General features: G+C 72.9%; 15 protein-coding genes. 9 read left to right on the top strand and 6 right to left on the bottom strand.

Translation table 11 applies throughout. The features are described 5' to 3' along the window. Nucleotides 1–51: 51 nt before the first annotated feature. On the bottom strand, nucleotides 52–951 hold the full coding sequence (locus tag AB0E02_RS17190; RefSeq protein WP_362139969.1) for a helix-turn-helix domain-containing protein: 900 nt from the start codon (nucleotides 949–951) through the stop codon (nucleotides 52–54). 244 nt (nucleotides 952–1,195) lie between these two features. On the opposite strand from AB0E02_RS17190, the gene AB0E02_RS17185 reads away from it, so the two are divergent. After that, entirely contained in the window at nucleotides 1,196–1,822 is a 627-nt protein-coding gene (locus AB0E02_RS17185) for a L,D-transpeptidase (protein ID WP_362139966.1), read from the top strand. Nucleotides 1,823–1,956: 134 nt separating this feature from the next. Here the strand turns inward: AB0E02_RS17185 and AB0E02_RS17180 are convergent, their stop codons facing one another. From AB0E02_RS17180 to AB0E02_RS17165, 4 genes are all read right to left on the bottom strand, one after another. Continuing rightward, a complete protein-coding gene (locus tag AB0E02_RS17180; protein WP_030413406.1) occupies nucleotides 1,957–2,196 on the bottom strand; it encodes a hypothetical protein in 240 nt (79 codons plus the stop codon). A 125-nt stretch (nucleotides 2,197–2,321) separates the two neighbouring features. Next, nucleotides 2,322–3,203 (bottom strand): SDR family oxidoreductase, encoded by an 882-nt coding sequence (locus AB0E02_RS17175; protein WP_362139963.1) that lies wholly within the window; start codon nucleotides 3,201–3,203, stop codon nucleotides 2,322–2,324. Next, a complete protein-coding gene (locus AB0E02_RS17170; RefSeq protein WP_362139961.1) occupies nucleotides 3,200–4,276 on the bottom strand; it encodes an alpha/beta hydrolase in 1,077 nt (358 codons plus the stop codon). The genes AB0E02_RS17175 and AB0E02_RS17170 overlap by 4 nt, the downstream gene beginning before the upstream one ends. Continuing rightward, a complete protein-coding gene (locus AB0E02_RS17165; protein ID WP_362139958.1) occupies nucleotides 4,273–5,811 on the bottom strand; it encodes an NAD(P)/FAD-dependent oxidoreductase in 1,539 nt (512 codons plus the stop codon). Before AB0E02_RS17165 ends, AB0E02_RS17170 begins: the two co-directional genes overlap by 4 nt. 303 nt (nucleotides 5,812–6,114) lie before the next feature. Here AB0E02_RS17165 and AB0E02_RS17160 point away from each other — a divergent pair, with 303 nt between their 5' ends. The 3 genes from AB0E02_RS17160 (at nucleotide 6,115) to AB0E02_RS17150 (ending at nucleotide 8,551) form a co-directional block, all read left to right on the top strand. Further along, nucleotides 6,115–6,849: a MerR family transcriptional regulator gene (locus tag AB0E02_RS17160; RefSeq protein ID WP_362140066.1), complete on the top strand. Its 735-nt coding sequence runs from the start codon at nucleotides 6,115–6,117 to the stop codon at nucleotides 6,847–6,849. A gap of 131 nt (nucleotides 6,850–6,980) precedes the next feature. Beyond that, a complete protein-coding gene (locus tag AB0E02_RS17155; protein ID WP_201803536.1) occupies nucleotides 6,981–7,484 on the top strand; it encodes a hypothetical protein in 504 nt (167 codons plus the stop codon). A gap of 65 nt (nucleotides 7,485–7,549) precedes the next feature. Then, nucleotides 7,550–8,551, top strand: coding sequence for a hypothetical protein (locus tag AB0E02_RS17150; protein WP_362139955.1), 1,002 nt, complete (start codon nucleotides 7,550–7,552; stop codon nucleotides 8,549–8,551). A gap of 33 nt (nucleotides 8,552–8,584) precedes the next feature. Here AB0E02_RS17150 and AB0E02_RS17145 read toward each other — a convergent pair whose 3' ends face one another. After that, entirely contained in the window at nucleotides 8,585–9,388 is an 804-nt protein-coding gene (locus tag AB0E02_RS17145) for an exodeoxyribonuclease III (RefSeq protein WP_362139952.1), read from the bottom strand. Nucleotides 9,389–9,588: 200 nt separating this feature from the next. On the opposite strand from AB0E02_RS17145, the gene AB0E02_RS17140 reads away from it, so the two are divergent. From AB0E02_RS17140 to AB0E02_RS17120, 5 genes are all read left to right on the top strand, one after another. After that, entirely contained in the window at nucleotides 9,589–10,107 is a 519-nt protein-coding gene (locus tag AB0E02_RS17140; RefSeq protein ID WP_362139950.1) for a GNAT family N-acetyltransferase, read from the top strand. A 122-nt stretch (nucleotides 10,108–10,229) separates the two neighbouring features. Beyond that, entirely contained in the window at nucleotides 10,230–11,162 is a 933-nt protein-coding gene (locus tag AB0E02_RS17135) for an ABC transporter ATP-binding protein (protein ID WP_362139947.1), read from the top strand. Then, on the top strand, nucleotides 11,159–12,151 hold the full coding sequence (locus AB0E02_RS17130) for an ABC transporter permease subunit (protein ID WP_362139944.1): 993 nt from the start codon (nucleotides 11,159–11,161) through the stop codon (nucleotides 12,149–12,151). Before AB0E02_RS17135 ends, AB0E02_RS17130 begins: the two co-directional genes overlap by 4 nt. A gap of 148 nt (nucleotides 12,152–12,299) precedes the next feature. Further along, complete coding sequence (locus tag AB0E02_RS17125) at nucleotides 12,300–12,695, top strand: GntR family transcriptional regulator (RefSeq protein ID WP_362139942.1); 396 nt, start codon at nucleotides 12,300–12,302, stop codon at nucleotides 12,693–12,695. Between the two features lie 134 nt (nucleotides 12,696–12,829). After that, nucleotides 12,830–13,618: a MerR family transcriptional regulator gene (locus tag AB0E02_RS17120; RefSeq protein ID WP_362139939.1), complete on the top strand. Its 789-nt coding sequence runs from the start codon at nucleotides 12,830–12,832 to the stop codon at nucleotides 13,616–13,618. Nucleotides 13,619–13,652: the final 34 nt, after the last annotated feature.

Raw genomic sequence — 13,652 nt, 5'->3', positions numbered from 1 at the left:
CCGGTTGCCGCGCGCCCCGTCATCCCCGGCCGGTGTGGTGGGGCGCCCCCGTCACCCCGGGCCGATCGCGAAGGTCTGGTCGTCCGCGCCGGTGCGGCAGGGGACGCCGACGGCCGTGGCGCCCGCCGCCCGGCCGCTGAGGCCGACGCACCGGTCGCCGTCGGTCAACCGCAGCCGGTACGCGGGCCGTCCGCCGTCGGTCCGCCCGTCGACCGGCTCGATCCGGAACCGTTGGGCGGGCCCGCCCGCACTGCAGTCGTTCTGCGGCTCCAGCAGCCCGGCCAGGCCCGGTGCGCGCAGCAGGACCAGGCAGCCGGTGCCCTCGTCCGGGTGTGACCACTGGACGAGGTGGCGACCGCCGCCGGCCGCCGTCAGCCGGGTGTGCGGGGGCACCGCCTGCGCGCAGGGGCGCACCACCGCGACCGTGCGGTACGCGTGCGCCCGCAGCACCCGCCCGTCCGTCAGGCACAGTCCGGGCGCCCCCAGCGGGCGGATCCGCACCTCGCCGGTGGGCAGCGGGGTGCCGGGCTCCGCGCCGCCGTCCCCGGCCAGCAGCGGGATGCCGACGGCGAGCAGTACGACGCCCAGCAGCGCGGCGCCGGTCAGCAGCCGCCGCCGGCCCACGGCGGGCGGGTCGGTGCGGGCGGGCGGGGCCGCCGTGCCCTCCTCGATGCGCCGCCGGGCCGCGAGCCACTCCCCGACCTCGTCCTCGGGGCGGCCGCACGCCCGCAGGAACGCGCCGAGCACCTCGGCCCGCGGCAGGGACTTCCGGTTGAGCACGTCCGCGAGGGTGCTGCGGGCGAGCACCTCGCCGCGCTCCGCCGCCCGCTGCTCCAGCTGACGGTAGGTCAGGCCACTGTCGTCCTTGAGGCGTTGCATCAGTGCGACGAGTGCGGCGGGGTCGTGGGCCGTCGCGGGCCCCGCACCGCCGGTTCCCCCCGTGCGTGTCATGCCGGTCATTGAACCGCCGCCCGGCCACGGCCACAACACCCCCTCCGGTCAGTCCCGGACAGCACCCCTCACCCTTCCGGATACGTCCCACCCCCCCGTCCGACCTGCCCGGACAGCGCGCGGCCTGTCCGGGATACCAAAGGGGCCTTGCCGGACACCGGCCGGCCCAGCAAGGTCGTGTCCTGTCCCGGCCGGGCACACCGCAACAGCCACCGACCACCGCTCACCCAACGGGAGATGTTCGATGCGCATCCGTCACCGGATCGTTCCGCTCGCCGCCGCACTGGCCCTCACCGGCGGCCTCGCGGCCACCGAGGCCGCCCCCGCGCTGGCCGCCCACCCGGCGCCCGGGAAGGCCGCCACGGCCGCGGCCGGCGGGACGTACCTGTACTTCAACAAGAACTGGAGCAACCCGAGCAAGTCCAAGCTCTACCTGATGAAGAGCATCCCGAACGCCAAGGACCAGGTGCTCGCCAAGTACCGCGCGGGCTCCGGCAACGGCGGCCGCAACGGCACGAACGAGTGCGCCAGCATGCAGGGCTGGCTGCCCACCGGCACCTACCGGGTGCTGAACCACACCAAGCGCCACAACGGCGGCCGCAGCGGCATCAACGGCTATGCGATCCAGGTGCAGGACAAGGTGTGCAAGAACCACCGGACCAAGCGCACCGAGCTGTTCGTGCACAGCGAGATGAACGTCAACGGCACCCAGGGGCCCCGGAAGCCCGGCCAGGACAGCCCCTACCGCTGGGACGGCGTCCGCGACTACTACTCGCTGGGCTGCATCAAGCTGACCCCGACGGACATCAAGAAGCTCTTCGCCAAGGCCGCGCGCAGCGGCTGGCCGACGCGGCTCAAGGTCGTCAACTGACCCTGTAGGGAACAACGGGGGGACGGAACAGCGGGGGAACAACGGGGGAATGCAGTTGGGGCGCACCCGGTCGACCGGGTGCGCCCCGCACGCATGGCGCGTACGCCGCCACGCGTGACCTTCAGGACTGCGGATCAGCTCTGGAAGCGGTCCCGCTCGTCGTGCAGCTCGTCCATCGGGTCGGGGGCAGGACGACGGCCCTGCTGGCCGCGCTCCTGCTGACCGCGCTCACGACCCTGCTGGCCGCGCTGACGGGCCCGGTCCTGGCCCTGCCGGCCGCGCTCGTCCGCCTCGTCGCGAGCGCTGCCCATGGCCTTCTGGGCCTGGTCCTTGAGCTCGTTGGCCTTGTCCTGGAACTGGTCCTTGATGCCCATGCTGTTCACTCCTAGTGGGGCGTAGGGGGAGGGCCCCGGACAAGAGTGACACGCCCGGACATTGCTCGCATTTCGATCACGTTCGACTACCCAGCGTCACAAACGCCAGGAAGGGAGCGGGTCGGTCAGCGGTCGGCGCGGGCCTTCTCGTCCGCCTCGCCGCCCGCGCCGACCAGGCCGACCCGCATACCGTCCAGCCGGTCCCCGAACCGCCGCATCTCCCGCCGGCCCGCCGACCCGATGAGCGAGGGCAGGTACCCGCGCAGCGACTGCATCCCGCGCAGCCACCACTGCCCGTAGACGTGCACGGAACGGCGTTCGACGCCCGCCACGATCCGGTCCACCGCCGGCCCCAGCGGATAGGTCTTGTTTGCCGGCCAGGGCATCCGCGCGCGCAGTTCGCGCATGAGGTCGTTCTGGTCGGCGCCGCGCACCATGTCGGTGTCGGTCCAGCTCAGATAGCCGACCCCGACCCGTACGCCCTTGTGGCCGACCTCGGCGCGCAGGCTGTGCGCGAACGCCTCGACGCCCGACTTGGAGGCGCAGTACGCGGTCATCATCGGCGCGGGAGTGATCGCGGCGAGCGAGGCGATCTGCAGGAAGTAGCCGCGGGACTCCATCAGCACGGGCAGGAAGGCCCGGCCGGTGACCGCACCGCCTATGAGGTTGACCTCGATGACCCGCTTCCAGGAGACCGGGTCGGAGTCGACGAACGGGCCGCCGGTCGCCACCCCGGCGTTGGCGACGACCACGTCGACCTTGCCGAAGCGCTCCTTGACCCCTTCCGCGACCCGGGCCATCGCCTCGTGGTCGGTGACATCGGCGTGCCAGTGGTGCGCCGGGCCGTGCAGGCCCGCGGCCACCTTCGCCAGCTCGTCCGGTTCCAGGCCGACCAGCGCCAGCGTGGCGCCGCGCGCCGACAGCTTGCGGGCCAGCAGCGCACCGACCCCGCGCGCGGCGCCGGTCACGACGACGACCTGCCCGTCCAGGCTCCTGCTCCCGCTCATGCGCTCTTCTCCTTCTCCTGCGCGGTCTTCCGGGCTGCCTGCCCGGTCTTCTGCGCGGCCTTTTGTGCGGACTCCTGCCCGGTCTTCTGCGCGGTCTCTTGTGGCGTCTTCTGGGCGGGGACGGCGGCGCCGGCGGGCGCCGGCGCGGGCCGGTCGGCGGTGGGCCGGAGGTGGTCCCGGACGAGTTCCCGCAACAGGCCGGCGACCGCGCCGGGGTCCTCGATGGGCGTCATATGGCCCTTCCCCGGCAGCTCGGTCAGCCCCCGGAAGTCCGGGAGCACGGAGGCCAGCCGGCGGGACTGCACCGGCGGGGTCAGGCGGTCGGCGGACCCGGCGAGCACCACCGTCGGCACCTCCAGCCGGCTGACACCACCGGTCAGTTCGAGGACGGACAGCACGTTGCCCCAGCGGGCCCGTACGGCCGGCGGGCAGGCGTGCACGATGCGGGCGCACGCCTCGACCTGCTCGGGGGTGGCTTCGGGGCTCATGGTGGCGTACTTCAGCGCGCGCCGGGTGAGGGGCGAGACCGGGCCGAGCGGGGACCGGGAGCCCAGCAGCAGCCGGTGGGCGAGACGCCGGGCGCGCTCGCTGCGGAACGGGAACACCTGGGACGCGGCGGGCAGTCCGGCGCAGCCCGTACTGCACAGCAGGGCGGCGGCGGCCCGGGCGCGCAGTTCCGGGCGCTCGGCGGCGGCCATGATCGTCATGCCGCCCATGGAGTGGCCGCCGACCACGGCGCGTTCGTCCGGGCCGAGGGTCGCCTCCAGTACGGCCACCAGGTCGTCGGCGAGTGCCGTCGTGCCGTAGCCCGCCGGGCCGGTGGCCGGGGAGCGGCCGTGGCCCCGCTGGTCGTAGAGGACGACCTTGTGGTCGGTGGCCAGGTCGCGGACGACCGGGGCCCAGAAGGCGGTGGAGCAGGTCCAGCCGTGGGCCAGCACCACGGCGGGGGCCTCCTCGGGGCCGTGGGTCTCGGCGTGGATCCGGGCGCCGTCGGCCGAGGTGACCTCGGTGGTGGTGCGCGGGACCGGCGGCGCGTAGGGGCCGCCGGTGACGTGGCCGAGCCGGCGGCTCATGCGGCCACCTCCGCCCGGGCGTCGGCGGAGGTGCCCACGGGCCCGGCCGCGGTACCGGTCTTGGGGCGCAGCACCTCGTACTCGGCGAGGTCGACCTGTCGGGTCAGCCGCTTGAACTCGCCGGTGGTCCCGGGCCAGGCGGTGGTGTTCCGCCCGTTCGCGTCGAGGTACCAGCTGTCGCAGCCGCCGGTGTTCCACACGGTGCGCTTCATCCTCTCCTGGATCATGCGGTTCCAGTCCTCCACCGCCTCCGGGCGGGCGCTCAGCGCGGTCCGGTCGCCGAGCAGGTCCAGCTGCCGGAGGTAATCGGCCAGGTAATTCAGCTGGGCCTCGATCATCAGGATCATCGAGCTGTTCCCGAGTCCGGTGTTGGGCCCGATGATGGTGAGGAAATTCGGGAATCCGGCCGCGCTGGCGCCGCGCAGCGAGGCCATGCCGTCCTTCCATTCCTCGGCGAGTGTGGTGCCCTTGGCGCCGGTCACCCGCTGGGCGATGGGCATGTCCGTCACATGGAATCCGGTCCCGAAGACGATGGCGTCGGCCTCGACCTCGCTTCCGTCGGCGCCGATGAGGGTGTTTCCGCGCACTTCCTTGAGCCCGGAGGTCACCAGGTCCACATTGGGCCGGGCGAGCGCCGGATAGTACGTGTTGGAGAGCAGGATCCGCTTGCAGCCGATGCGGTAGTCGGGCGTCAGCGCGGCCCGCAGCGCCGGGTCCTTGATCGCCTTCTTCATGTGGTTCCCGGCCAGGAACTCGATCAGGCCCAGCTGGTCGGGGCGCTTGGTGAACGCGCTGACCTGCAACTCCCGGATGCTCCAGAGGAGTTGGCGGCGGGCGGCCCGGGTCGCCGGGACCTTGGTGTGCAGCCACTTCTCGACGGCGCTGATCCGGCGGTCGGCGCGCGGCAGCACCCACGGCGCGGTGCGCTGGAAGAGCGTCAGCCGCTCAACCTCCGGCTGGATGGCGGGCACGATCTGGATCGCCGAGGCGCCCGTGCCGATCATGGCGACGCGCTTGCCGCGCAGCTCGTACTCATGGTCCCAGCGCGCGGAGTGGAAGACCTTCCCCGGGAAGGAGTCCAGCCCCGGAATGTCCGGGACCTTGGGGTCGGACAGCGGGCCGGTGGCCGACACCACCACATCGGCGGTGAGGCTCCCGTTCGCCGTCTCGATCTCCCAGTGCAGCGCGTCCCCGTTCCACCGCAGGTGCCGCACCTCGGAGCGGAAGCGGATATGCGGCCGCAGCCCGAAGATGTCGGTCACCCGCTCCAGATACGCCCGGATATGGGGCTGTCCGGAGAAATTCCGCGGCCATTCCGGATTGGGCGCGAAGGAGAACGAGTACAGATGCGAGGGCACGTCGCACGCGCACCCCGGATAGCTGTTGTCCCGCCAGGTCCCGCCCACCGAGTCGGCCCGCTCCAGGACCACGAAGTCGGTGATCCCCTGACGGCGCAGCCGTACCGCCGCCCCCAGACCACCGAATCCGGATCCGATCACCGCCACCCGCACGTGCTGCTCTTCGCGCCCGGCCATCCGCCGCCTCCCGAGTCCGACGCTCCACCTGCCTGCCCGCGGCCCACACTTACCGCGGCCACGGGCGTTCCGCACACCGCCCGTCAATCACGCCAGCAATCACTGGCACGATTGGGCACAGGGGGAGCGTAGGGCAGCCACGTACCGAGCGGTAGGGGGCGGGCGGCAGGAAGTTACCGGCAGTTGCACCCCGGACCGTTGTCACATCTCCGGCATAGGCTGACTCCCGTGGCAGCGAACGAGAAGCCGAAGGACGACCGCGCGGAGCCCGGGGACGACCGCCGCCCCGCGCGCGAATTCCGCATGACCGAGCTGGCCGAGGAGGCCGGCATCACGGTCCGCACCCTGCGCTTCTACCGCGAACGCAAGCTCATCCCGCCACCCCGCCGCGAGGGCCGGATCGCCTGGTACAACGAACACCACCTCGCCCGCCTGCAGACCATCGGCGCCCTGCTGGAGCGCGGCCACACCCTCGGCGGGATAGCCGAGCTCCTCGCCGCCTTCGAGTCCGGCCGCGACGTCGGCGAACTCCTCGGCCTGCGGCCCCCGTTGCTCCCCCCGTGGTCCGAGGAGACCCCGGTCCGCCTCCGCCCGGAGCAGCTCGCCGACCACTTCAGCGAGGACATCACCGCCGAGAACCTCTCGGCCTCCCTCGACATCGGCTATCTGGCCGTCGACGGCGACGAGTTCGTGCACATCAGCCGCCGCCTCCTGGACGCCTCCACCGAGCTCGTCGACAAGGGCATCCCGCTGGCCGCCGTCCTGGAGGCCGGCCGCAAGGTGCGCGCCCACGCCGACGCCCTCGCCGACGTCTTCACCACCCTCATCCGCACCCACGTGCTCGCCGACATCCTCGAACGCGCCACGGCGGCGGACCCGCCCACCGGCGAGGAGGTCGAGCAGTTGGCCGCCACCATCGAGGCCCTCCGCCCGCTCTCCAAGGGCGTCGTCGAGGCCGAGCTCTCCATGGCCATGGACCGCCGCATCCAGGCCGAACTGGACCAGTGGCTGAAGGAACAGGGCCCGGAGCCGGACTGACGTAACGTCACCTCACCCGGCGGACCGGCCGCTGTCCCGCCTTGTCCCGGAGGACAATTGCCGGTGGATCGCGTGCGTGGTTGGGTGCGGCGTCAGGTAGGACACGACCGCATCTCAAGGGGGAAATCCACGTGCGCATCCGTACGGGGGCCGCATCCGCTGCGCTGGCCGGCCTGCTGGCCGTCGCCGCGACCGCCCCGGCCCAGGCCGACGACCGCGAACCGATGCAGCCGCCCAGCAGCACCTACAGCAACGGCCACGGCCCGGGCGTGGCGGCCGGCGGCGGCGTCGGTGCCTTCGTGACCGAGGGCGACCGGGTGCACTTCTCGCACACGGTGCGCGGCGCCATCAACGCCCACGGCTGGTGGAAGCGGCTGAACGGCCCGGCGAAGAAGGCCAAGGTCACCGTCTGGCTCCAGGTCAAGAACAACGGCCACTGGTACACCCTGAACAAGGGCGTCAAGACCGTCTACTCCGGCGGCGGCAGCGGCAAGCGGGCGTCGGCCGCCTGGAAGTGCACGAACCTGGTGGCGAAGTACTCGTTCCGGAGCGTCATCGACGTCGACATCATCGGGTACCCCGACGACGCGCACAAGAAGATCACCGACACCCAGACGCTGTTCTGCGGTACGTGAGCAACGGCTGACGGCGGCGCCGGAAGATAGCCTTCCGGCGCCGTCCGTCTTTCCGGGAGTGCGAAGTGCCTGTGTTTCCCCCCACCGTGATCATCGGCCTGCACGGCATCCTCCGGCGCGCACCGTGGTGCGACCGCGTCATCGCGCAGTACAGAGGGGAACCCGACGAGGACGAAGACAGGAACGAGGACGGGGACGAGGGCTCGGTCGAAGAAGAGGTCTCGATCGAGGACGAGGGCTCGGTCGAGGAAGAGGGCTCGGTCGAGGAAGAGGGCTCGGTCGAGGAAGAGGGCTCGGTCGAGGAAGAGGGCTCGGTCGAAGAAGAGGTACTCGGTCTCGCGCTCGACCGGGCCGGCGCCTACGGCTGGGGGACCGTGAGCCGCTGGCTGACCGAGAACGGGCGGGTCACCGCCCGGCACGAGCCCACCGCATGGGCGCACGAGGAGGTCGGCGGCGACTGGACGCCGGACGGCCGGGTGCACCAACTGGCCTGGCTGCAGGCCGGGATCCGCACCGACCCACCGCGCCCCGGTCTGCCCGTCCGGCCGATCGCCCTGGTGCTGGCCGAAACGCTGGCCCGCGTGGGCACCGTGACCTTCACCGGTCTGCACGCCCTGCTGCCGCTGCCGGCGGCCCGGCGCAACACGGCCTTCCACCAGACCGAGCTGGCACCGTGGTTCGCCCTGGCGGATCCGGACGCCCGGCACGAGGTCGTGGTGACGGTCTCCTGCCGCCCCGGGAAGGGCGCGGGGACCGGTGAGGACGCCGCGGCGGTGGCCGAGGCGGTGCGGGAGACGGCACAGGGGGCGATCGAGGTCACCCCCGCCGGGGCGCACTCCGGGACGTCCGGCGCCGCCCCGACCGGCCCGCCCGGCCTGGACCTCGACCTCGGGCGCGGGGTGCACACCGAGGGCATGCGCGAGGCGTTCCGGTTCGGCTGCACCACCCGGGAGTGGTCGCCGGACCTCGCGGTCTGGCTGGTGGAGATGGCCGCCGACGGACTGCGCGCGGCGGGCCGGGTGACACCGGTGGTGGTAACGGCCTCGCTGGCCCTGCCGCCGGCCTGAACCGCGCCGCCGGGAGGCCCGGCCGGCGGAGCCTCAGTGCCCGTACACCACCGTCACCGGCGCATGGTCGCTCCACCGCTGGTCGTACGCCGCCGCGCGCTCCACGTACGCCTTTGCCGCACGCTGGGCCAGGCCCGGCGTGGCCAGGTGGTAGTCGATGCGCCAGCCGGCGTCGTTGTCGAAGGCGCGGCCGCGGTAGGACCACCAGGAGTAGGGGCCCTCGGTGTCGGGGTGCAGGGCGCGGACGACGTCGACGTAGCCGCCGCGGGTCTCGGTGAGGACGTCGGTGAGCCAGGCCCGTTCCTCGGGGAGGAAGCCGGACTTCTTCTGGTTGGCCTTCCAGTTCTTGAGGTCGGCCTCCTGGTGGGCGATGTTCCAGTCGCCGCAGACCACGACCTCGCGCCCGTCGGCCGCGGCGCGCTTGCGCAGGTCGACGAGGTAGGGCAGGAACTCCGCCATGAAGCGTTCCTTCTCGTCCTGCCGCTCGGTGCCGACCTCGCCGGAGGGCAGGTAGAGGCTGGCCACGGTCACGCCGGGCAGGTCCGCCTCGACGTAACGGCCGGAGGTGTCGAACTCGGACGAGCCGAAACCGATCCGGACCCGGTCCGGCTCGCGGCGGGTGAAGAGGGAGACGCCGGCGCGGCCCTTGGCGGCGGCCGGGGCGTGCACGGTGAACCAGCCGGCCGGCTCGCGGACCTCGGCCGGCAGCAGGGCGGTCTCGGCCCGTACCTCCTGCAGGCAGAGCACATCGGCCGCGGTCTCCGCCAGCCACGGGACGAAGCCCTTCTTGGCCGCGGCGCGCAGCCCGTTCACATTCACAGAGGTCACGGTGAGCATCCGGGCACGATACCCAGACCGGGGCGGTGATCGCCTTCGGGCCGTGCGCCGGGGCCGTACATCGGGGCGGCCGTCCTTTGTCTTCGGCCCGTACGTCGAGCCTGTACCTCGGGGGCGGCCGTCCCTTGTCTTCGGCCCGTACGTCGGGGGCCGGCCGCCCCTCGTCGGGTGCGGGGTCCCGGCCCGTACCCTTCCTGGGTATGGAGACCCGCCCCGTCCGGACCGGCCCCGTCGAGATACGCCCGGTCCGCTACGACCACCCCGACGCCATGACGCTCGACACGCTGGTGCAGCAGGAGTACGTCCGCCGCTACGGCGACGGGGACATGACTCCGCTGGACCCGGAGATGTTCGTGCCGCCGCGCGGGACGTTCCTGGTCGCGTACGAGGGTGACCGTCCGCTGGCCACCGGCGGCTGGCGGGTGCAGGAGGACGCCGCCGAGGGGTACGCCGTCGGGGACGCCGAGATCAAGCGGATGTTCGTGCTGCCGGAGGCGCGCGGGCTGGGCCTGGCGCGGCGGATCCTGGCCGCCCTGGAGGCGGACGCCCGGGCCGCGGGGCGGGCGCGGATGGTGCTGGAGACCGGCATCAAGCAGCCCGAGGCGCTGGCGCTGTACGCCTCCAGCGGCTATCTGCCGGTGGAGAAGTTCGGGCTGTACCGGACGTACGAGGACAGCCGCTGCCTGGCGAAGACGTTGGGGGACGCGGCGGCCGGCTGAGCCGCCGGGGAGGTGCCCGCCCGTCCGGTGCCGCGGTCTTTGCGGCACCGGACGCTGTTTGACAGTGATCGCGGCCGCTCCCCATACTCATTCCACTAATCAACTAGCTAAAGGGGGGATCCGTGAGCGACGACCCGAGCCCGTGGGCCATCGAGGCCGTAGGACTGGGGAAGAAGTACCGCCGCGGCTGGGTGCTGCGGGACTGCTCCTTCCGGCTTCCCGCCGGCCGTATCTGCGCCCTCGTCGGCCCGAACGGCGCCGGCAAGAGCACCTTCCTCGGCACCGCGACCCGCCTGGTGACGCCGACCACCGGAACGCTGCGGCTGTTCGGCGTCCCGGTGACCGACCCGGCCGTCATGGCGCGGACGGCATACCTCGCCCAGGACAAGCCGCTCTATGCCCGCTTCACGGTCGCCGAGATGCTGCGGCTCGGCCGGGAGCTGAACCCGCGCTGGGACCAGGCGCCGGCCGAGCGGGTCGTACGGTCCGGCAATGTGCCGCTCACCGCCCGGATCGGCTCCCTCTCCGGCGGCCAGCGCACCCGTGTCGCCTTCGCCCTGGCCTTCGGCAAGCGGCCCGATCTGCTGCTGTTGGACGAGCCGATGGCCGACCTCGACCCGCTGGCCCGGCACGAACTGTCCGGCCTGCTGATGGCCGAGGCCGCCGAGCACGGCACGACCGTGGTGATGTCCTCCCACCTGGTCTCCGAGATGGAGGAGATGTGTGACTACCTCCTGCTGCTCGCCGAGGGCCGGCTGCGGATGGCCGGGCCCACCGACGCGCTGGTGCCCGCACACCTGCTCGTGACCGGGGTCGCGTCCGGCGACGACGGGGTCCCCGAGGAGCTGCGGCAGCGGCACACCGTCGTCGAAGCGCGGGTCACCGGGCGGCAGTTCAGCGCCCTGATCCGGCCCGGCGGCCCGCTCTCCGACAGCTGGGAGGCCCTGGTGCCCGGCATGGAAGAAGTACTGCTGGCCTATCTGCGGTCGCCCGGCGCACCGGACCTGATCGCCGGCGAGGCACGGCCCGACGCCGCCGGGGAGGTGGCGGCATGACGACCACCACCGCCCCCGCCCCCACCACGGCCGCCCCGGGCCGCGGCCCGCTGCGCGGACTGCCCTGGGTGGTCTGGCGCCGGCACCGCACGTTCCTGCGCGCCGCGCTGCTGCTCACCGTCGTCGGCTGCGCGCTCTTCCTCTACCAGCGCATCGGCGTCATGGACTTCCTGCACGGCAAGGGCGTCCCGCCGGGGGGCGACGAGAAGCTGATGAGCGAGTTCCAGACCCGTTTCGGGGCGGACTTCGCGCGCGACATGGAGTACCTGCAGTACGTGCCGCTGGTCGTCGGCGTCTTCCTCGGCGCACCCCTGATCGCGAGCGAGCAGGAACACGGCACCCTCAAGCTGGTCACCACCCAGTCGGTCAGCCGCAGCCGCTGGCTCGCCGCCACGCTCGGCCTGCCGCTGGCCGTCGCCGTGGGCTGCTCCGCCCTGCTGTCGGCCGTCTTCACCTGGGTGTGGACGCCGGTGCACGGCCTGGCCGTGAGCGGGGACTGGCTCACCGGCGGCGCCTTCGAGGCCACCGGCCCGGTGCCGGCCGCCCGGACCCTCTTCCTGGCCTCCTGCGGTATCGCCCTGGGCATGCTGATCAAGCGGGTGGTACCGGCCATGGCCGCCACCGCCTTCGTCGGCGTGGCCACCTCCGTGGTGTGGGGTGAAAGGCTCCGCGGCCACCTCGCCGCCGTCCGCAGCGTCACCTCTCCCTACGACGGCGACGGGCCGAACCTGCCGTTCGACGCCGCCCGGTTCGACGACTGGGTCTCCACCGCCGACGGCAAGCTCTACGGCTTCGGCACCTGCGTCAGCCCCGACAGCGCGGCCGACCGCGCCTGCCGGGCCAAGCTGGGCATCGTCAACCGCGTGATCCAGTACTTCGACTACGACCAGATGGCCGGGATGCAGTGGCTCGGCGCGGCCGTCCTGGTGGCGCTGGCCGCCCTGGTGCTGGCGTTCGTCGTGTGGCGCACCCGGAGGCGGCCGCTCTGAACGGCGCGACCCGGCGCCGCGCCACGGGTGACGCTTTGACACCCCGCACGGCCCGACCGATCATCGAGCGGTCGGGCCGCACGGCCCCGGCGCCGCCAAGGAGCGGCGCGGGGGCGGTCCCGGCGGCACGGGGGAAAGCAGCAGAGAGGTGGTGAGCGCCGTGGAGTTCCGCATCGACCGCCGCAGCGGCGTCGCCACCTACCTCCAGATCGTCCAGCAGGTCCAGCAGGCGCTGCGGCTGGGCATCCTCGTCGAGGGCGACCGGCTGCCGACCGCGGCGCAGGTCGCCGCGACGACCAAGGTCAACCCCAACACGACGCTGAAGGCCTACCGCGAGCTGGAGCGCGAGGGCCTGGTCGAACCGCGCCCCGGCCTCGGCACGTTCGTCAGCCGTACGCTCGCCCGCCCCACCACCGCGGCGGACGCCCTGCTGCGCGAGGAACTGCGCGCCTGGATGGAGCGGGCCCGTACCGAGGGGCTGGCCCGGGAGGACGTCCAGGCGCTGATGAACTCCCTGCTGGAGGAGCGGTATCCGAACGGCTGAGCCGGGCCGGGTCCACCGCGGTGGACCCGGGCCGGCCGCCGCGGACGTCCCGGGGGCCGGCCCCCGCTTGACCCTCACGTCACGTCAGGCCGCAGCCTGAAGCGGTACGGCCCCACGGGACGAAAGGCGCTGCGATGAGCTACTCGGTCGGGCAGGTCTCCGGCTTCGCCGGGATCACGGTGCGCACCCTGCACCACTACGACAAGACCGGTCTGCTCTGCCCCAGCGACCGCAGCCCGGCCGGCTACCGCCAATACAGCGACGCCGACCTGACCCGGTTGCAGCAGATCCTCTTCTACCGGGAGCTCGGCTTCCCGCTGGAGGAGATCGCCGCCATCCTGGCGGACCCCCAGGCCAACGCCCTCGACCACCTCCGCGCCCGGCACCGGCTCCTCAACGAGCAGATCGGCAAGCTGCGGCGGCTGGTCGAGGTCGCCGAGCGGGCCATGGAGGTGCAGCAGACCGGCGTCGAGCTGACGCCGCAGGAGCGGTTCGAGGTCTTCGGCGAGGTGGCCTTCGACCTCACCTACGCCACCCAGGCCCATCTGAAGTGGCAGCACAGCGAGGGCCACCAGCGCTCGATGGCGCGGGCCGCCGCGCACTCCAAGGACGACTGGGCCACGCTCATGGCCGAGGCCGCCGACTGGCGCCGGCGGCTGCTCGCCGCCTTCGACGCCGAGGAGCCCGCGGACGGCGAGCGCGCCATGGACCTCGCGGAGGAACACCGCCGGCACATCAGCCGCTGGTTCACCCCGTGCCCCACCGCCATGCACGGCCGGATCGCCGATGACTTCGCCGCCGATCCCCGCGCGTTCGCGCTGATCGTCCCGCCCACGGAACAACGCCCCGGCCTCGCCGCGTACCTGCGCACCGCCGTCCACGCCAACGCCGTACGCCACCCGGACGGCGACGCGCCGGCCTGAGCCCCGCGCGCACCGGACCCGAGCGCGCCCCTTC

Origin of the sequence: Streptomyces sp. NPDC048196, assembly GCF_040652715.1 — a bacterium.
Lineage (GTDB): Bacteria > Actinomycetota > Actinomycetes > Streptomycetales > Streptomycetaceae > Streptomyces > Streptomyces siderophoricus.
Note: the sequence above shows the minus strand (reverse complement) of the source record. Positions and strands in the feature narration are given on the sequence as shown.